Below are 18,595 nucleotides of genomic sequence, written 5' to 3'. Positions count from 1 at the left end.
GGTGGGTGGTAGCGGGGGTGGTGTGCCGCCGAGGAGCGGGGCCAGTTCGGGAACGTCCCTGGCGGGCGTCCACTGGGGCATCCCGGACCGCCACACCAGCGTGTCCCGGGTCAGCCCGGCACCGGGCAGGTCCGCCTGGTCGATCGGGCCGCGCTGGGTGCCGTTCTCGCCGAGGAACCAGCGGCCGGGGAGCGGCGGCGGGCCCTCCTGGGGCTGGTTCGGCCGCAGGGCTTCGGCCATGTGCTGCCCGGCGGCGATGCCCATGCCGAGCCCCATGCCCTCACCGGCCCCGCCCGCGTTCTCCAGGGCGTTGGCCGCCTGGAACTTCGCGTACTCGCCGAGATCGCCCAGCAGGCCCATCTGCGACCGCTTGTCCAGCGCCCGCTCCACCTCCGGCGGCAGCGAGATGTTCTCGATGGTGAAGGTCGGGATGGCCAGGCCCACGCCCGCCAGGTCCGCGGTCAGCGCCTCCGCCAGCCGCCGGCCCATCTCGTGCTGGCCTGCCGCCAGGTCGAGCAGCGGCACCCCGGCGAGGGCGTGGGCCAGCCGGCCGACGACCAGTTGGCGCAGGTAGCCCTCCACCTCCTCCGTGCGGAACTGCGGGTCCGTGCCGGCCAGCTCCCGCAGCAGGGCGGGGGCGTCGGTCACGCGGGCGGCGTACGCGCCGAACGCGCGCAGCCGTACCGGGCCGAACTCCGGGTCGCGCACCATGATCGGGTTCTGCGTGCCCCACTTGAAGTCGGCGAACTGGCGGCTGCTGACGAAGTACACCTCGGCCTTGAACGGCGAGTGGAAGCCGTGCTTCCAGCCCTGCAACGTCGACAGGATCGGCAGGTTACGGGTCTCCAGCGTGTACGTCCCCGGCGTGAACGCGTCGGCGATCTGGCCCTCGTTGACGAACACCGCGACCTGCGACTCGCGTACGACGAGCCGGGCGCCCATCTTGATCTCGTTCTCGTACCTAGGGAACCGCCAGACCAGGGTGTCGCGGCTGTCGTCCAGCCATTCGACGATGTCGATGAACTCGCCGCGGATCTTGTCAAATAGCGTCACTTCGCCCCCGTCCGTGGATGTATGTCCAGGCCGGACACCGTACCAAAGCACCTTTGACGTCGAATTGGCGTCGAGGGGGGTTGAGGCCGGGCGAGGTCGGTACTGTTGGGCGGCGTGGGTAAGCAACGGGTCGCTCAGCTCGAATACAGCGAATTCCAGTCCGCCATGCTCGACGAGGACAAGCGCAGGCGCAAGGCCGCGAAGATCATCGCGGTGCTGGAGCACTTCCACGGGCCTCTCGGCGGGCTGACCGTGGGCGACGTGGGCTGTTCTGCCGGGTTCATCGCCGACGAGCTGGCGCTGGCCGGGGCCGGCCACACACTGGGCATCGACATCGACGTGCCGGGGCTGCGCAAGGCGGCCGACCGGTTCGGCGAGCGGGTGGCGTTCGTGTGCGGCGACGGCACCGCGCTGCCCTTCCCCGACTCCTCGCTCGACGTGCTGGTGTTCAACCACATCTACGAGCACGTGGTCGACCCCGACGCGGTGGTGGCCGAGATGCACCGGGTGCTGTCCGACGACGGCGTGCTCTACCTGGGGCTCGGCAACCGGCTCGGCGTCATGGAGCCGCACTACAAGCTGCCGTTCCTGTCGTACCTGCCGCCCGCGCTGGCCGACCGCTACGTGCGCGCGTCCGGGCGGGCCGACCACTACTACGAGCGGTTCCGTACGCGGCGCGGGCTGCGCAGGATGCTGCGGGCCTTCCACGTGTGGGACTACACCTTTCCCGTGCTGGCCACGCCGACCAGGTTCGCCGGGTCCGAGCTGTTCCCCGGGGCGCTCGGGAAGGCGGTGCGCACGGTGCTGGCCAAGGCGCCGCGTGGCCTGCTCAGGCTGCTGCTTCCCGTGGTGCCGACGTACCTGTGGGTGGCCACCAAGACGCCGCGGCGGCCGGCCGGCGCCGCGCTGCCGCAGCCGCCGGAGCGGGTGCGCCCGCTGTGAGCGCGGCCGGGCCGGACACGATGGACGAGACCGCCGGCCCGCCGGCGGGCCGGCGCTCGCTCGTGGGCAAGCTCGTGCGGCTGGGGTTCCTGCTGGTCGCGCTCGGCTTCGGCGGGTGGGCCGTGGCCAGGCAGTGGGACGCCGTGGTGGCCGGGTTCGCCAGGCTGACGTGGCCCGCGCTGGCCGGGTCGGTGGCCGCCGTGGTCGCCGCGCTGCTCGGGGCGATGCTCACCTGGCGCACCCTGCTGGCCGACCTCGGCTCGTCGCTGCCCTTGAGACCGGCGGCCAAGGTGTTCTTCGTGGGCCAGCTCGGAAAATACATCCCCGGCGCCGTCTGGCCCGTGCTCGCCCAGATGGAGATGGGCCGCGACCTGGGCGTGCCGCGCTCGCGCAGCGCCGCGGCGTTCTTCCTGATGATGCCGATCCAGCTCGCCACCGGCCTGCTCGTCACCCTCGTCACACTCGGCTGGGACAGGTACGGCTGGCTGCTGCTGTTCATCCCGCTGCTCCTGGTGCTGCTCGAACCCAAGGTCATCAACGGCCTCATCGGCTACGTCCTGCGCCGGCTCAAGCGCGAGCCGCTCGAACGCCCGCTCACCCGGCGGGGCATGCTCACCGCGCTCGCCTGGGCGCTGGCCGGCTGGGCGTGTTACGGCGTGCACCTCTACTTCGTCGCACCCCAGGGCGGGCTGCTGTTCGCGGTCGGCGCGTTCGCGGTGTCGTGGTGCCTGGGGATCATGACCTTCGTCGTCCCTGCGGGCGCGGGAGTACGGGAAATTGCCATGGTTGCGGTGCTGGCGCCCCAGATTGAAGGCGGCTCCGCAATTGCGGTGGCCCTTTCGTCCCGCATTGTCATTATCGTGGGAGATCTGATCTGTGCGGGCTTGGCGGGAATTGCGGCGCGGCGCAACCCGGTGTGATTTGACCCACGATTTGGGGGACGCTGGTCATAAGCTGAACTTCAGAGGGGGACGTCGTCCCACGTTGATCTTGAGGGGAGAAGATCTTCGTATGCCTCGTGTGCTCGTCGATGCGGCCGCGGTCTCCGCGGACCGTGGCGCGCTGATCAGATATGTGGACGGTCTCGTGGCCGCGCTGCACCGTGCCGGCGTCGAGCCGGCCGTGGTCTGCCAGCGGGCCGACGCGGAGCGATACCGGCGGCTCGCGCCGTCCGCCCAGGTCCTCGCCGGACCCGTCGCTATCACCAACCGGGCCGCCAGGCTCGCCTGGGAGCAGACCGGCCTGCCGTTGCTCGCTCGCCGGGCCGGAGCCGACGTGATCCACGCCCCCTACTACTCCATCCCGCTCAGCTCCGGCCTGCCGACCGTGGTGACGGTTCACGACGCCACCTGGTTCACCGAGCCCGAGCAGCACGGCCCGCGGGCGTCGTTCTTCCGCTCGGCCACCCGCACCGCCGTACGCCACGCGCGGCGGGTGATCGTGCCGTCCAAGGCGACGCGGGACGAGCTCGTACGGGTGTTGGCCGCCGACCCGACCCGCATCGACGTCGCCTACCACGGTGTGGACATGGCGCAGTTCCACCCGCCGAGCGAGGAGGAGATCCGCCGGGCCGCCATGAGGTGCGGGCTGCACGGCCAGCCTTACGTGGCCTTCCTCGGCGCGCTCGATCCCCGCAAGAACGTTCCCAACCTGATTCGCGGCTTCGCCGCCGCGGTGAAGAAGCTGGAGAGGCCGCCCGCGCTGGTGATCGGCGGCGGAGTACACCAGGACGACGTCGACGCCGCCTGCCGAGAGGTCGAGGCGACGGTCAGGGTGGTGCGGCCGGGCTACCTGCGCGCCCCCGACCTGCCCGGGTTCCTCGGCGGCGCGCTCGTGGTGGCCTTCCCCTCGCGCGGCGAGGGCTTCGGGCTGCCGGTGCTCGAGGCCATGGCCTGCGGCGCGCCGGTGCTGACGACACACCGCACCTCGCTGCCCGAGGTGGGCGGCGACGCCGTCGCCTACACCGAGCCGGACGCCGACAGCATCGCCACGGCGTTGGCGCAGTTGCTCGCCTCCTCCGAGCGGAGACGGCAGTTGCAGGAGGCCGGGCTCGCCCGAGCGCGCGAATTCACCTGGGACGCCTCGGCCGAGGCTCATCTCAGTTCCTATCTACGCGCGATCGAATAGTTCGGTAGCCTCACGGAGTGATGGAGAGCTCTTTGCCAGGCCTCGAGGCGATCCTCCTGGTCGGGGGCCAGGGCACGCGCCTGCGCCCGCTGACACTGGGCACGCCGAAGCCGCTGCTGCCGACCGCGGGGGTGCCGTTCCTGGCGCACCAACTCGCCCGTGCGCGTGCGTTCGGCGTGCGCCGGATCGTGTTCGCGACCTCGTACAAGGCGGCGATGTTCGAGCCCGCCTTCGGTGACGGGGCGGCGTTCGGGCTCTCGCTCGAATACATGACGGAGGAGAGCCCGCTCGGCACCGGCGGGGCGATTCGCAACGCCGCGGAAGCGCTCGACTCCGGCCCCGGCGACCCCGTGCTCATTCTCAACGGCGACATCCTCTCCGGGCATGACATCGGTGACCAGGTGCGCGCTCATCTCGCACGGCGGGCCGCTGTAACGCTCCATTTGACAGAAGTGGACGATCCCACGCGGTTCGGGTGCGTACCGACGGATGAGACCGGGCGGGTGACGGCCTTCCTGGAGAAGACGCCCAATCCCGTGACCAACCGGATCAACGCCGGGTGCTACGTGTTCACCCGGTCGATGATCGACTCGATCCCGTGCGGCGAGGTCGTGTCGGTTGAGCGGGAGACGTTCCCCGGGCTGATCAAGTCGGGGGAGCTGGTGCTCGGTTACGCCGATCGGACCTACTGGCTGGATGTCGGCACGCCTGCCGCCTTCGTACAGGGGTCGCGGGATCTGGTGCTGGGGCGGCTGGACTCGCCGGCACTGCCCGGGCCGACGGGCGAATGCCTGGCGCTCGACGGGGCCAGGATCTCCCCTGAGGCCAAGGTGCGGGGTGGCACGGCGGTCGGCGCGCGAGCCGTCGTCGAGGCCGGGGCCACGGTGACCGGGTCGGTGCTGCTCGACGACAGCGTCGTGGAGTCGGGGGCCGCCGTGACGGACGCGGTGGTGGGCAAGGGGGCACGGGTCTGCGCGGGCACGGTGGTGCGCGACGCGGTGATCGGCGACGGGGCCGTCGTGGGTCCCGGCAACGAGTTGCGGCACGGGGTGCGGATCTGGCCGGGGGTGGAGCTGCCCGAGCGGGCGGTGCGCTACTCCAGCGACGTCTGACCGCTCTCGCCCGCCCGAGAGGGCGCCGCGCTGTCTGACGGTTCTCGCCTGCCCGGGCCGGGGCCTGACACCGGGCGGCGTGACCAGGGGGTGGCAGAGGCACACTGGACGGGTGATGGAGCGGACGTGGGTGCCTGACGCGGCGCTGGACGTGGGGCTGGTGCTGGCTCCGCACCGGCACGGCAGCGGTGATCCCACCTGGCGCCAGAGCGCCGACGGCGCCGTGTGGCGCACCTCCAGGACGCCCGACGGGCCGTGCACGCTCAAGGTGAGCGTCATGGGCGGCCGGGTCCACGGGCAGGCGTGGGGTCCCGGGGCGGAGTGGGCGCTGGAGACGTTGCCCGCGTTGCTGGGAGCCTTCGACGACATTTCCGGATTTGTCGTCAAACATCGGGTTCTGGCGGAGGTGGTCAGGAAGCACCCGGGGCTGCGGATCGGCAGGACGGGTCGGGTCATGGAGGCCCTCGTACCCGCCGTGCTGGAGCAGAAGGTGGTCGGCAGGGAGGCGTGGCGGGCCTGGCGGTGGTTGCTGCACCGCTACGGCGAGCCCGCGCCGGGACCGGCGCCCGAGGGGATGCGGGTGATCCCCGACGCGGCGGTGTGGCGGCAGATCCCGGTCTGGCACTGGCACCGCGCGGGCGCGGAGGCGGTGCGCGCCAGGACCATCGCGAACGCCGCCTGGCACGCCGCCAAGCTGGAGGCCGCCGCCACGACGGAGGAGCTGGACCGGCTGCTCCGGGCGCTGCCGGGGATCGGCGTGTGGACGTCGGCCGAGGTGCGCCAGCGCGCCTTCGGCGACCCCGACGCCGTGAGCGTCGGCGACTTTCATCTGGCCAAGCTGGTGGGGTACGCCCTGACCGGGGAGAAGACCGACGATCCCGGGATGTTGCGGTTGCTTGAGCCGTACCAGGGGCATCGGCATCGCGCCGCGATCCTCGTCTGGCTGACCGGGCTGCGCCCGCCGGCGCGGGGGCCGCGGATGGCCGTACGCGACTACAGGTCCTTCTGAGCGGGGCCACGGATCGGCGGTACGCGCGCGCACTACGGATCCTTCTGAGCGGGGGCACGGATCGGCGGCGCGCGACGGACACGCGCCCTGAGTGCGGGTGGTGAACTCAGGCCGACGTAATGTGCCCTGTATGAGTCTTGTCAGCGATTCCGCGCTCCGCCGCGCCCTCGCCCGTGCCCGTGACGGGAAGGCCCTCGACGTCACCGAGGCCACCATCCTGCTGCACGCCCGGGGCGAGCATCTCGACTCCCTGCTCGACCACGCCTCCCGTGTCCGCGACGCCGGTCTTTCCGCCGCCGGGCGGCCCGGGGTGGTCACGTACAGCAAGAAGGTCTTCATTCCGTTGACCCGGCTCTGCCGGGATCGTTGTGGTTATTGCACGTTCGCCACCGCGCCGCACAAGCTGGAGTCGCCGTTTCTGAGCCCTGACGAGGTGCTGGAGATCGCCAGGCAGGGGGCGGCGATGGGGTGCAAGGAGGCGCTGTTCACGCTGGGGGACCGGCCGGAGGACCGCTGGCACCAGGCGCGCGAGTGGCTCGACGCGCACGGCTACGACGACACGCTGTCCTACGTGCGGGCCATGGCCGTCAGGGTGCTCGAGGAGACCGGGTTGCTGCCGCACCTCAACCCGGGGGTGCTGGGGTGGCGTGACCTGCAGCGGCTCAAGCCGGTGGCGCCGTCCATGGGGATGATGCTGGAGACGACGTCGCGGCGGCTCTTCGAGGAGAAGGGGCAGGCCCACTACGGCTCGCCGGACAAGGACCCGGCCGTGCGGCTGCGGGTGCTGGAGGACGCCGGGCGGACCAACGTGCCGTTCACCACCGGCCTGCTGATCGGCATCGGCGAGACCGTGTCCGACCGCGCCGAGTCGATCTTCGCCATCCGGCGGGTGGCCCGCGAGTACGGGGCGATCCAGGAGGTCATCGTCCAGAACTTCCGCGCCAAGCCGGACACGGCCATGCGCGGCCTGCCGGACGCCGACCTGCGGGAACTCGCCGCCACCATCGCCGTCACCCGCCTCGTTCTCGGCCCCCGCGTACGCGTCCAGGCGCCACCCAACCTGGTCGACTCGGAGTACGAGCTGATGATCAGGGCGGGGATCGACGACTGGGGCGGGGTGTCACCACTCACGCCCGACCACGTCAACCCGGAACGCCCATGGCCGCAGATCGACGACCTGGCCGAGCGCACGGCCGCCGCCGGGTTCGAGCTGCGGGAGCGGCTGACGATCTATCCGGAGTACGTGCTGGCCGGCGAGCCGTGGCTGGATCCGCGGCTGTCCGCGCACGTGGCCGCCCTGGCGGACCCGGTCACCGGGCTCGCCCGTGAGGAGGCGGTCCCGCGGGGGCTGCCGTGGCAGGAGCCCGACGGCGGCTTCACCGCGTCGGGACGCGTCGACCTGCACGTCGAGGTGGACACCTCGGGGCGTACGCATGACCGGCGGGACGACTTCGACAACGTCTACGGCGACTGGGACGCCCTCCGCGACCGCCTCACCCCGAGCTCACCCGCCGCGACCCCGGGCGACGTACGGCAGGCGCTCAGGCGGGCGGCGGCCGACCCCACCGGGCTGACGGACGCCGAGGCCGTCGCGCTGCTGGGGGCCGAGGGCGGTGCGCTCGACGAGCTGGCGGCCATCGCCGACGATCTCAGGAAGCAGGCCGTGGGCGACGACGTCACCTACGTCGTCAACAGGAACATCAACTTCACCAACGTCTGCTACACGGGCTGCCGCTTTTGCGCATTCGCCCAGCGGCGGACCGACGCCGACGCGTACACGCTGAGTCTCGACCAGGTGGCCGAGCGGGCGGAGGAGGCGTGGGCGGCCGGGGCGACCGAGGTGTGCATGCAGGGCGGCATCCATCCGGATCTGCCCGGCACCGCCTACTTCGAGATCGCCAAGGCCGTGAAGCAGCGGACGCCCGGCATGCACGTCCACGCGTTCTCGCCGATGGAGGTCGTCAACGGGGCCAGCCGGACCGACATGTCCGTCAGAGACTGGCTGGAGGCGGCCAAGGAGGCGGGCGTGGACTCGCTGCCTGGCACGGCGGCGGAGATCCTGGACGACGACGTGCGGTGGGTGCTGACCAAGGGCAAGCTGCCCGCCAAGGAGTGGATCGAGGTCGTCACGACGGCGCACGAGGTGGGCATCCCGACGACCTCCACCATGATGTACGGGCACGTCGACGACCACCTGCACTGGGTGCGCCACATCAAGTTGATCAGGAGCCTCCAGGAGCGGACCGGCGGCTTCTCCGAGTTCGTGCTGCTGCCGTTCGTGCACACCAGCGCCCCCATCTACCTGGCCGGGGTCGCCAGGCCGGGTCCGACGCCGCAGGAGAACCGGGCCGTGCACGCCCTGGCCAGGATCCTGCTGCACGGCGCGATCAAGAACATCCAGTGCTCCTGGGTGAAGCTCCGCGACGACCTGTGCCGCCAGGTGCTCCAGGGCGGCGTCAACGACCTCGGCGGCACGCTCATGGAGGAGACCATCAGCAGGATGGCGGGCTCCGAGAACGGGTCCTACAAGACCGTCAGCGAGCTGCGCGAGATGGTCGAGGTCACCGGCCGGCCGGTGCGGCAGCGCACCACCGAGTACGGCCTCCCGTCCCCCGAACGCCTCCAGGCCTCCACGGCCAGCGACGGCGTCTGCCAGAGCGTCAGGAGAAAGTGGTTGCCGATCACGCCGATCGCCTAGCTATAACATGTTCTAACAAGGCTTGCGCCCACCATGGGAGGCGCTGCGGGAGGCGCTGGGAGAATCGTCACTCCCCCGGAGAGAGGTTCACCGTGCGGTTGGGTCAGCACCGCGCCGCGCTGCCGCCCGCGCAGCGACGCAGGAAGGCGTTTCAGCGCGGCATGCTGGCGGGGATCGCGGCCGTGGCCATCGTGGCGGGAGCGGTCTTCGTGGCGCTCGGCGGCGGTGGCCTGCTGTGCGCCACACGAGAGCCTGTTCTGGTCGGTGTGGCCGCCGCGGTCGACGTGGCCCCGGCGGTCATGGAGGCGGCGGGGCGGTTCAACGAGACGGGGACGTCGGTGGGCGGCCGGTGCGTGCTGGTCCAGGTGACCGAGCACCCGTCCGCCACCGTCCTGCGCACGCTGATCGGCGACCGGGCGGGTGTGCTGCGAGAGCGGCCCGACGGGTGGATCGCCGACTCGTCGGCGTGGATCAGGCTGGCCCGCAGGCGGGGTGCGAGCGCGCTGCCGGACCCCGTCGTCGCGCTGCATCCGCGCGAGGGCACGATCAACTACCCGTACGTCGTCACCGCCACCGATCCCACGGTGGCCGAGGCGTCCGCGGTGTTCGCCCGCTGGCTGAAGGGCGCGCAGGCACAGGAGATCGTCCGGCGGGCGGGCTCAGGTCAGGCGACGGCAGCCGGGGGCCGATCTCGCCCGGCCCGCGCACCTGCAAGCCGGTGACATGACAGGTGACATGACAAGGGGGGCGCCGGCGAAAACGGCGCCGCCCTTGTGACGAAGCTAGACGCGCTGCCAGAGCGCCGGGACGTTGGACGGCTCCCAGCCGGCGATCGCGGTGTGTGGCTGGATGCAGCGGTAGGTGGCGCCGTTGTAGGTCACCGTGTTGCCGGCCGCGTACGTGGTACCGGCCCGCCAGGTGCCCGAGGGCGTCGTCGGGGTCACCGTCGGCGTCGGCCTGGGGGTCGGCGTGACGGTCGGCGTGGGAGTCGGCGTCGGGTTCGGGTTGCCGCCTCCGCCGACCTGTACGTCGACGCAGGAGTAGAAGGCGTTGGTCGTGTCGGAGATGTTCCAGATGGCCAGGACCTTCTGGCGGCCGGAGTAGCCGGAGAGGTTGACCGTGTGCGAGACCGTCGGCGGGGGCTGCTCGTTGTTGCCACTGAACGTGGCCACCCGGGTGTTGCCGACGTAGTACTCGTAGTTGGCGGTGCGGTGCCTGACGGTGAACGTCCAGGTGAAGGTGACCGAGCTGCCCACCGCCGCGACAGGCCAGGGCTTGCTCTCGTCGCTGAGCTGAGCGAACTGCCCCAGGTTGGCGTGGCAGTTGCGCAGGCCCTTCGGCCCTTCGACGCTCTGCGGCTCGTAGACGATGTTGCCGCAGTCGGGCACCTTGCCCTGGGCGCAGTTGGCCTGCCTGCTCGGCGGCGACAGGACGTATCCGTGCGCCCACGCCGGACTGGTGTTGAACACCGTGGTGGCGATCGCGATCACCGCCACGGCGGCCAACGTGAGAGTCCTTCTCATGAAGTGGCTCCTTTACATGGGGGGATGGTCCAAATGTAAAGGAAACTTTCCTAACGGTAAACTGTTTGCTTACCCGAGTTCCAGACCGCGGTCAGCGCGTGAGGATGAAGTCCCCGGGATCGCGGGGCGCGCGGTCGCGCGGCGGGGCGGCCGCGTGACCGATGGCCACGCAGCCCATCGGATCCCACGACTCGGGCAGGTCGAGCACCTCGCGGACGACCGGCCGGCAGAACATCGTGGACGACACCCACGCTGAGCCGAGGCCCTCGACGGCGAGCTGGACCAGGAAGTTCTCCACGCCGGCGCCGGTCGCCACCACGAACATCTCCCGCTCGGCCGCGTCGCGCCTGGCGTCTCCGTACGTGTGCGAGCCGGTCATCACCAGGCACGGCACCGCCAGACAGGGGGCGTTGCGCAGCACGTCGCCGCGCCTGACCCGCTTGGCGATCGACTCCTCGCCGAACCCGTCGCCGCGCAGGTCCGCGATCCACGCCTCGCGCATCGCGTCGAGCAGCTTCGTCCGCGTCTGCGGCGACTCGACCAGCACGAACCGCCACGGGGTCGTGTGGTGCGGCGCGGGCGCGGCGATCCCGGCGCCCACCGCCCTGCGCACCGCCGCCGGATCGACGGGACGGTCGGAGAACTCCCTGATCGTACGCCGGGCGAACACGACGTCCCGCGACCCGTACCGGAAGAGATCGTCGTCGGCCGCCCGCACCAGCGGTCGCACCCCGGGCCCGTCGTCGTCGGTGACCAGGTGGGACAGCCCGCGCACGATCGCCACGGGCACCCCGCCGAGCTTGCCCTTGACCAGCTCGCCCGCGCTCGCGATCTCGTCGGCCAGCGCCGTGACCGTGGCGCTGAGCGCGTTGCCGTAGCCGTCGGAGGTGCCGCGGAAGTCGTCGAGCGGGCGCATGCCCGCCACCCCGATGGCCACGTCGGTGAGCCCGTTGCGCCACGGCCGGCCGAACGTGTCGGAGACGATCACGCCCGCGCGCACGGCCAGGCCCGCCCTGATGCGCCTGGCCGAGGCGTCGGGGTCGTCGGGGAGGAGCAGCACCGTGCCCGGCTCGGTGTTGGAGGCGTCGACCCCGGCCGCGGCCATGACGAACCCGTGCCGGGTCTGGGAGATCACGGTGTCGCCGCGCCTGGCGACCACGCGCTCGGTCTCGTCCGCGATCGCCTGGGTGCGGTCGGGCGCCCGGCGCACGCGGCCCTCGGCCTTGCTCACGATCTTGGAGGTGACGACCACGATGTCGCCGTCGCGCAGGCCGGCGTCTGCGAGCAGGGCCGCCACGTCGTCGCCCGGCCGCACCTCCCCGATCCCGGGCACGGCGATCACTTCGACATGGGCTGGTGTGGTCATCGGGCGAGCTCCTGAGCGAGGTCGAGTGCGGTACGGGCGATGTCGGCTGCGGCTTCCGCGTCGTGCATGAGGAGGGGGCGGGCGACCACCTGGACCCCGTCGAGCGTGACCCCTTCGTCCTGCTCAGCCACCAGCCAGCCGTCGATCAGGCCGGCGCCGTAGAGCTCCAGGACGGCCTGGGCCGACGTCTCCACCCCGATGGCAGTCAGGCAGGCGTCGGCCATGCCCCGCACCGGCGCGCCGCCGATGATCGGTGAGACGCCGACCACGGTCTTGGCGGTCAGGGCGGAGCGGATGCCGGGGACCTGCAGGATCGTGCCGATGCTCACGACCGGGTTGGACGGCGGCAGGATGACCAGGTCGGCCTGGTCGATCGCCTCCAGAACACCCGGCGCGGGCTTGGCCGAGTCGGCCCCCACCAGCGCGAACGACTGCGCGGGGACGGAGGCGCGCAGGCGGACCCACCACTCCTGGAAGTGGATGGCGCGCTTGCCGCGCTCGTCCTCGATCACCACGTGGGTCTCGCAGCGGTCGTCGGTCATCGGCAGCAGCCGCACGCCCGGCTGCCAGCGCGCGCAGAGGGCCTCCGTGATCTGCGAGAGCGGGTAGCCGGCCTCCAGCATCTGCGAGCGCACGATGTGGGTGGCGAAGTCACGGTCGCCGAGCCCGAACCACTGCGGCTCCACGCCGTACGCGGCCAGCTCCTCCTTGACGACGTGGGACTCCTCGGCCCGGCCCCAGCCCCGCTTCTCGTCGATGCCGTCGCCCAGGGTGTACATCACGGTGTCGAGGTCGGGGCAGACCCGCAGGCCGAAGAGGGTGATGTCGTCACCCGTGTTGCCGATGACGGTGATCTGGGCGTCTGGCTCGGTGGTACGCAGGCCGCGCAGGAAACGGGCGCCGCCGATGCCGCCGGCGAGGGACACGATGTGCATGAGAACCAGTCTTTCACCGGTTCTGACACCACCGGTTTTCCCCTACTTGATAGGGGCGAACTTCCTGGTATACCCCTAAATGAGATAGAAGGTGATCCTGGGACTCCCGGCAAGCGAGTCAGTGATGTGGCAAACTCCCTTCGGGCCAAAGGGTCCGATGGGGGTACTTGTGAGCAAATTTGATGTTGTGCGGCTGAAGGAGCCGGCCGCCTGGATCATTCTCGTCGCCGGTCTGGTGAACGTGCTGCTGACGATCGGTCACATCCTGATCAGCTCGTCCGTCTCCTTGACGTTCATGGAGCGCGCCGCGATCAACCTCCCGGGCCTGACGAACCCGGTCGTCACCGCGCTGCTCCTGGGCGCGGTGCTGCTCGTGACCAAGGTCGGCGAGCCGTCACCCAAGGCCAAGCCGATCGCGTACGCGGCGGCGGCCGGACTGCTCCTGGCCGCGGTGTTCGGCATGCTGGCGCTGGTCCTCGGGCTGTTCGCCGGGGGCGGGGCGCGGTCGACGATCGAGTTCGTGCTCAACGGGGTGCCCACGCTCGCGCTGACCGCGGTCGCGCTGGTCTACCTGCTTCCGCAGGTGCTGCCAGAGCGGCCGGTCGCGCAGGTGTACCACCAGCCGCAGTTCGGCCAGCAGGCGCCGTACTACGGCGGGCAGCAGCAGTTCCCCGAGCAGGGGCAGCAGGGCCCCGGTTACGGCCAGCAGCCTCAGTACGGCCAGCAACCCCCTTCGGGCCAGCCCGCCTACGGCCAGCCTCCGTCCGGTCAGCAGCCCGGCTACGGCCAGCAGCCTTCTGGCCAGCAGGCTCCCTACGGCCAGCAGCCCGGCTATGGCCAGCAGCCCCCCTCCGGCCAGCAGCCCCCGCCCGGTCAGCAACCCGGCTATGGGCAGCAGCCGCCGTCGGGCCAGCAGCCCGCCTACGGGCAGCAGGACCCCGCTTTCGGCGGGCAGCCCGACTACGGCCAGCAGCCTTCTGGTCAGCAGCCTTCGTACGGCCAGACCCAGCCGGGTTACGGGCAGCAGCCGCCGAGCTTCGGCGGCCAGCCCGAGCAGTCGCCCTACGCGCCCCCGTCCGAGCAGTCCCCCTACGCGCCGTCCGAGCCCCACCAGTTCGGCCAGGAGCAGTCCGAGCCCCAGACCGCGCCGCGGCAGGAGGGGTATCCGCCGATCAGGGGCGCGCTCCCCGCCGCGCCCGCCGACCGGCAGGCCGAGCAGGCGTATCCGGCGCAGGGCTTCGGCCAGGACTCCGGTTTCGGTCAGGACTCCGGTTTCGGCCAGCAGGGCTACGTCCCCGCCGACACCACCCCCTCCGGCCAGCAGGGCTACGCTCCCGCCGACACCACACCCGCCGGCCAGGAGTACTCCACCCCGGCGGCCGAGTACCAGCCCGCCCCGTACGTCCCGGCCGACAGCCAGCCGAACATGTACGGCCAGCCCAGCCCGAACCCGTACGCGCCCGCCGGTGACCAGTCCGGCTCCTACGCCTCGCAGGCGGACCACCAGAACCCGTACGCGCCGCCGGAGGCCGCCCCCAACGCCTTCGCCGAGCAGCAGTACGCCCCGCCCGTCGGCGAGACCGTCCCCAGCGTCCCGTACCCCCAGTACGGCCAGAGCGCGTTCGACCAGCAGGGCGACCAACTGGGCGACCAGCTCGGAGGCCAGCCCGGTCAGCCCGGGGGCCAGCCCGGGAATCAGCAGGGTCAGTCGTTCACCGCCTACTCGGGCCAGGAGTACGCCACCCCGCCCGCGTACCAGGAGCCCGACCCGCCGGTGGACCCGCGTTCGCAGCAGCTCATGGACGCCTACCAGCAGGCGGAGACGTACCAGCATCCCGCCGCCGGCACCCAGCCCGACCTCCGGACCCCCGACTACTCCAGCCGGCCCGGTGTGGCGTACGACGACCCGTTCGGCCACCCGCAGCAACCCCCGCAGCAACCTCAGCAGAACGCGTACGAGCCCCAGCAGAACGCGTACGAGCCCCAGCAGGGCGCGTACGAGCCGCAGCCCTACCAGCCGACCCACCAGGCGCAGCACCAGGCGCCCGGCGCGGGCTGGCCGGAGACCCACGCAGAGGCGACGATGCGGATCGACGCCTCGTCGTTCGGCCGGGGTCCTGGCGACGACCCGATCGACCCGACGGCCATATACACCCCCAACGAGCCACGCAGGTAACGGACCGGCAATGGACTGCTAGAGAGAAGGTGGGCCACGGGCGGGCGTCTATCCCGCCCTGGTACGGTTCCGACCGTTGACAGCGTTGAACGGGCCGGGCCGATGCCATGCGCGTAGGGGTGTCGGCCGGGTACGAACAGCACATGCCGCACGCACCGGGGCGAGATCTGGTCTTTCCCCGGATACTCGCATGCCGCTTGACGTCACGTACGGCACGCGCGTGTAATTACAACCATGTTGTTACGCCTTCCGGTGGGTGGGTAGTAAGGAAGGCGTCCATGGGGGGCTCCATTGCGGGCGGGCGGCAGGGAGGTGTGCAGTGACCGATCCGGTCATCGCACAGGATCAGCTTGACGCTGAAGAACTCGGCTGGCAGGAGCGTGCGTTGTGCGCGCAGACGGATCCAGAGGCGTTCTTCCCGGAGAAGGGTGGCTCCACCCGAGAGGCCAAGAAGGTCTGCCGATCGTGCGAGGTCCGTGCCGAGTGCCTCGAATACGCACTCGAACACGATGAGCGGTTCGGCATCTGGGGTGGGCTGTCCGAGCGGGAACGCAGACGGATCAAGCGCCAGGCCGTTTAGTCCGATGAGAAACCTGCCCAGCGGGCTGCGGCTGCGAGCCCGATGAGCAGGTTTCTTGACGGCATATGGCTGAAGGGGTCACGCGGATCGCCGTGTGACCCCTTCACATCTCCTGATCGGGTTTCGCCTGTATGGTGGGCGCGCCTGATCAACCCCCAGGAGTCGCCCGCCCATGTCCCGTCCCTACGTCACCGCGATCGTCGTCGCCCATGACGGCGCGCGCTGGCTCGGGGAGACGCTGCGCGCGCTGGCGAGCCAGAGCCGCAGACCCGACCGCGCGGTGGGTGTCGACAACGGCAGCAGGGACGGCTCGGCCGGCCTGCTCGCCGAGACGCTCGGCCGCGGCAACGTGATCTCCCTGCCCCGTTCGACCGGTTTCGGCGAGTCCGTGGCCGAGGTGCTGGCGAAGCTGCCGCCCGGCGGGCGCGACGAGTGGATCTGGCTGCTCCACGACGACTGCGCCCCCGACAGGCGCGCGCTGGAGGCCCTGATCTCCGCCGCCCAGCAGGATCCCAAGGCGGCCGTGCTGGGGCCGAAACTGCGCGACTGGCTCGACCGCCGGCGGTTGCTCGAGATCGGCGTGACCGTGGGGCGTACGGGTCGCAGGGACACGGGGCTGGAGCCGCGCGAGTTCGACCAGGGACAGCACGACGGCACGCGCGAGGTGTTGTCGGTGTCCACGGCGGGGATGCTGATCCGCCGCGACGTGTGGGAGCAGGTGGGCGGGCTGGATCCGTTCTTCCCGCTGTTCCGCGACGACCTCGACCTGTGCTGGCGGGTGCGCAACGCCGGGCACAAGGTGCTGAACGTGACCTTCGCCGTGGCCTGGCACGCCGAGGCGGCGGCGCGCAGGCGGCGGCGGATCGCGGTCAGCGGCGACCACCCGCGCAGGCTCGACCGGCGGAACGCGCTCTTCGTGATCATGGCGAACCTGCCGTTCGGCGCGATGCTCTGGGCCCTGCTGCGGAACGTGCTCGGCTCGGCCTTCCGCACGCTGCTGTTCGTCCTCAGCAAGCAGCCCGCGAACGCGCTGGACGAGGCGGTGGCCATGGGCTCGATCCTGGCGCACCCGTTCCGGTTGCTGGGGGCGCGCCGGGCCCGCAAACACGGCCGCAAAAAGGGATACATCCGTGTGAGGCGGTTGATGACGCCGCGGGGGGCGGCTTATCGGCGGCTGACCGACATGGTGCAGAGCTTCCTCGCCGGGGAGGCGCCCGTCGACTCGGCCGGTCGCCACCATCACACGTCGCCGGAGGACCCGGCGGGGTACGAGGCCGTGCCGGTGGACACCGGCGCGGTCAAACGCTTCATCAGCCGTCCCGGCGTCGTCCTCATGCTCGCGCTGACCGTCGTGGCCCTCATCGCCGAGCGCTCACTCCTCGGCGGCGAACGGCTCGGCGGCGGGGCGCTCGTACCGGTCACGGGCGGCGCCGCCGACCTCTGGGCCTTCTACACCGAGGGCTCCCACGACATCGGGTTCGGCTCGAATGCCTGGGCGCCGCCGTACGTCGCGGTGCTCGCGGCCCTGTCCACGCTCGCGTTCGGCAAGACGTGGCTGGCCGTCTCCGTGCTCCTGCTCGGCTCGGTGCCGCTGGCGGGCGCGGCGGCGTACCTGGCGACCAGGCACGTCATCCCGGCGGTGCCCGCACGGGCGTGGGCGGCGGGGACGTACGCGTTGCTGCCCGTCGCGACCGGGGCGATCGCGGCGGGCCGGCTGGGCACTGCGGTGGTGTTCGTGCTCGTGCCGGTCTACGCCTCGCTGGGCACCACCCTGCTGTCGGCGGAACGCCGCCGCGCCCGCCGCGCCGCCTGGACCCTCGGGCTGCTGCTCGCCGTGGGTACGGCGTTCGTGCCGCTGGTCTACCCCATGTTCGCCGTACTCGGAGTGCTCGCCGCGGTCGCGTTCGGCGGCGTCAGGCCCGGCGTGGTGACCTCGACGGCCATCGCGCTGCTGGCGCCGGTGGCGCTGCTGTTCCCCTGGCTGGCCGGGCTTGTGGCGGATCCAGGCAGGATCCTGCTCGAAGCCGGGCTGCACGATCCCGCCCTGGCCGACCCGGGTCTCGCCCCTGAGTCGTTGCTCGCGCTGAGCCCCGGAGGGCCGGGGCTGCCGCCGTTCTGGGTGACCGCAGGTCTGCTGGCGGCGGCGCTTGCCGCGCTCCTCATGCGCCGCCAGCGGATGATCGTCGCGATCGGCTGGGGCGTGGCCCTGTACGGGGTGCTCGCCGCGATCCTGGTCAGCCGGATCACCGTCGAGGGGGCGCGGGCCTGGCCGGGCGTGCCGCTGGCGTTCGCGGGGATCGGGCTGCTGGTCCTCGTGGGCCTGACCGCGCACCGGCTGTCCGAGCTGCGCGCGGGCCGCGGGCTGCGCAGGCTGGGGGCGACGCTGGTGGCGGGGGTGGCGTTCAGCACGCCGCTGCTCGCCGCGGGCCACTGGATGTTCACCGGTGTACGCGGTCCGCTCACCGGGGACGCGCCCGACGTGCTCCCCGCACTGGCGGCGGCGCGTACCACGCAGGGCGAGCGGACGCTGGTGATCAAGGGCGCGGAGTTCACCGTGCTGCACGGCCGCATGCCGCTGATCGGCGAGCCTGAGCTGCCGGTGGCGTCCGAGGCACGCACCCGCGTCTCCACGGCCACGCAGGGCCTCGTCGGCGGGCGTGGCGGCGACGCGGTCACGCTGGCCCGGCTCGGCATCGGGATGGTGGCCGTGGCGCCTCCCGTCACGCGGGAGCTGGCCAGGACGCTCGACTCCCAGCCGTCGCTGGAGCGCATGAGCCTGTCGGACGCGGGCGGCCTCTGGCGGCTGGCCGAGCCCGTCACCCGCGTGCCCGCCCGGCCGGTCCGCGTCCTGCACAAGCCGTGGTTGTGGGTGCAGGGAGCGCTCGTGCTGATGATGGCCGTCCTGGCCGCGCCCGGCCGGCGCCCGCAGGAGAGCGTGGAGGCTTCAGGCGCGGTGCTGGTGGGGGCGTGATGAAGGCGTTCGTGGAGAACAGGTTCGGCCTGCTGACGCTGGTGGTCGTCGCCCTGCTGGCCCTGTACGGCGTCGCGTACGTCACCAGGCCCGCCCCGCCTCC

The 18,595-nt window shown here is 71.6% G+C and carries 14 protein-coding genes; 10 read left to right on the top strand and 4 right to left on the bottom strand.

What is annotated here, in order from left to right; genetic code table 11:
* The coding region (locus tag ITP53_RS42940; RefSeq protein ID WP_195901220.1) for an SPFH domain-containing protein at positions 1–1,053 on the bottom strand (1,053 nt) is incomplete at its 3' end.
* Between the two features lie 114 nt (positions 1,054–1,167).
* Here ITP53_RS42940 and ITP53_RS42935 point away from each other — a divergent pair.
* The 7 genes from ITP53_RS42935 to ITP53_RS42905 all read left to right on the top strand — a co-directional run bounded on the left by ITP53_RS42935 (position 1,168) and on the right by ITP53_RS42905 (position 9,663).
* Positions 1,168–1,995 (top strand): class I SAM-dependent methyltransferase, encoded by an 828-nt coding sequence (locus tag ITP53_RS42935; protein ID WP_195901219.1) that lies wholly within the window; start codon positions 1,168–1,170, stop codon positions 1,993–1,995.
* Positions 1,992–2,915 carry a lysylphosphatidylglycerol synthase domain-containing protein gene (locus ITP53_RS42930; protein ID WP_328817599.1) on the top strand — a complete coding sequence of 308 codons (924 nt, stop codon included), beginning with the start codon at positions 1,992–1,994 and terminating at the stop codon, positions 2,913–2,915. Before ITP53_RS42935 ends, ITP53_RS42930 begins: the two co-directional genes overlap by 4 nt.
* Before the next feature lie 91 nt (positions 2,916–3,006).
* Positions 3,007–4,122 (top strand): glycosyltransferase family 4 protein, encoded by a 1,116-nt coding sequence (locus tag ITP53_RS42925; RefSeq protein ID WP_195901218.1) that lies wholly within the window; start codon positions 3,007–3,009, stop codon positions 4,120–4,122.
* 32 nt (positions 4,123–4,154) lie between these two features.
* A complete protein-coding gene (gene manB, locus ITP53_RS42920) occupies positions 4,155–5,234 on the top strand; it encodes a mannose-1-phosphate guanylyltransferase (protein ID WP_236051771.1) in 1,080 nt (359 codons plus the stop codon).
* A 115-nt stretch (positions 5,235–5,349) separates the two neighbouring features.
* On the top strand, positions 5,350–6,243 hold the full coding sequence (locus ITP53_RS42915) for a DNA-3-methyladenine glycosylase family protein (RefSeq protein ID WP_195901221.1): 894 nt from the start codon (positions 5,350–5,352) through the stop codon (positions 6,241–6,243).
* Positions 6,244–6,373: 130 nt separating this feature from the next.
* Positions 6,374–8,941, top strand: a complete 2,568-nt coding sequence (locus tag ITP53_RS42910; RefSeq protein WP_195901216.1) for a bifunctional FO biosynthesis protein CofGH — start codon at positions 6,374–6,376, stop codon at positions 8,939–8,941.
* A gap of 92 nt (positions 8,942–9,033) precedes the next feature.
* Positions 9,034–9,663 carry a hypothetical protein gene (locus tag ITP53_RS42905; RefSeq protein ID WP_328817596.1) on the top strand — a complete coding sequence of 210 codons (630 nt, stop codon included), beginning with the start codon at positions 9,034–9,036 and terminating at the stop codon, positions 9,661–9,663.
* A gap of 60 nt (positions 9,664–9,723) precedes the next feature.
* On the opposite strand, the gene ITP53_RS42900 is transcribed toward ITP53_RS42905, so the two are convergent.
* From ITP53_RS42900 to cofD, 3 genes are all read right to left on the bottom strand, one after another.
* On the bottom strand, positions 9,724–10,464 hold the full coding sequence (locus ITP53_RS42900; RefSeq protein ID WP_195901215.1) for a lytic polysaccharide monooxygenase: 741 nt from the start codon (positions 10,462–10,464) through the stop codon (positions 9,724–9,726).
* A 91-nt stretch (positions 10,465–10,555) separates the two neighbouring features.
* Positions 10,556–11,830 (bottom strand): coenzyme F420-0:L-glutamate ligase, encoded by a 1,275-nt coding sequence (locus tag ITP53_RS42895; RefSeq protein ID WP_195901214.1) that lies wholly within the window; start codon positions 11,828–11,830, stop codon positions 10,556–10,558.
* Positions 11,827–12,765, bottom strand: a complete 939-nt coding sequence (gene cofD / locus ITP53_RS42890; protein WP_195901213.1) for a 2-phospho-L-lactate transferase — start codon at positions 12,763–12,765, stop codon at positions 11,827–11,829. The genes ITP53_RS42895 and cofD overlap by 4 nt, the downstream gene beginning before the upstream one ends.
* A gap of 169 nt (positions 12,766–12,934) precedes the next feature.
* On the opposite strand from cofD, the gene ITP53_RS59760 reads away from it, so the two are divergent.
* The 3 genes from ITP53_RS59760 to ITP53_RS42875 all read left to right on the top strand — a co-directional run bounded on the left by ITP53_RS59760 (position 12,935) and on the right by ITP53_RS42875 (position 18,492).
* Positions 12,935–14,941, top strand: a complete 2,007-nt coding sequence (locus ITP53_RS59760) for a hypothetical protein (RefSeq protein WP_195901212.1) — start codon at positions 12,935–12,937, stop codon at positions 14,939–14,941.
* 319 nt (positions 14,942–15,260) lie between these two features.
* A complete protein-coding gene (locus tag ITP53_RS42880) occupies positions 15,261–15,521 on the top strand; it encodes a WhiB family transcriptional regulator (RefSeq protein ID WP_020546325.1) in 261 nt (86 codons plus the stop codon).
* Positions 15,522–15,693: 172 nt separating this feature from the next.
* Positions 15,694–18,492, top strand: coding sequence for a glycosyltransferase family 2 protein (locus ITP53_RS42875; RefSeq protein WP_195901211.1), 2,799 nt, complete (start codon positions 15,694–15,696; stop codon positions 18,490–18,492).
* The last annotated feature ends 103 nt before the right edge of the window (positions 18,493–18,595 follow it).

The organism is Nonomuraea cypriaca (assembly GCF_015645445.1).
Lineage (GTDB): Bacteria > Actinomycetota > Actinomycetes > Streptosporangiales > Streptosporangiaceae > Nonomuraea > Nonomuraea cypriaca.
The sequence above is the reverse complement of the archived record's forward strand: the minus strand, read 5'-3'. Positions and strand labels throughout refer to the sequence as shown.

Bases quoted from the DNA above. Each gene is read 5' to 3' on its own strand.
- ITP53_RS42925 (WP_195901218.1), top strand. From the start codon at position 3,007: ATGCCTCGTGTGCTCGTCGATGCGGCCGCGGTCTCCGCGGACCGTGGC.
- ITP53_RS42915 (WP_195901221.1), top strand. From the start codon at position 5,350: ATGGAGCGGACGTGGGTGCCTGACGCGGCGCTGGACGTGGGGCTGGTG.
- ITP53_RS42910 (WP_195901216.1), top strand. From the start codon at position 6,374: ATGAGTCTTGTCAGCGATTCCGCGCTCCGCCGCGCCCTCGCCCGTGCC.
- ITP53_RS42900 (WP_195901215.1), bottom strand. From the start codon at position 10,464: ATGAGAAGGACTCTCACGTTGGCCGCCGTGGCGGTGATCGCGATCGCC.
- ITP53_RS42895 (WP_195901214.1), bottom strand. From the start codon at position 11,830: ATGACCACACCAGCCCATGTCGAAGTGATCGCCGTGCCCGGGATCGGG.
- cofD (WP_195901213.1), bottom strand. From the start codon at position 12,765: ATGCACATCGTGTCCCTCGCCGGCGGCATCGGCGGCGCCCGTTTCCTG.
- ITP53_RS42875 (WP_195901211.1), top strand. From the start codon at position 15,694: ATGTCCCGTCCCTACGTCACCGCGATCGTCGTCGCCCATGACGGCGCG.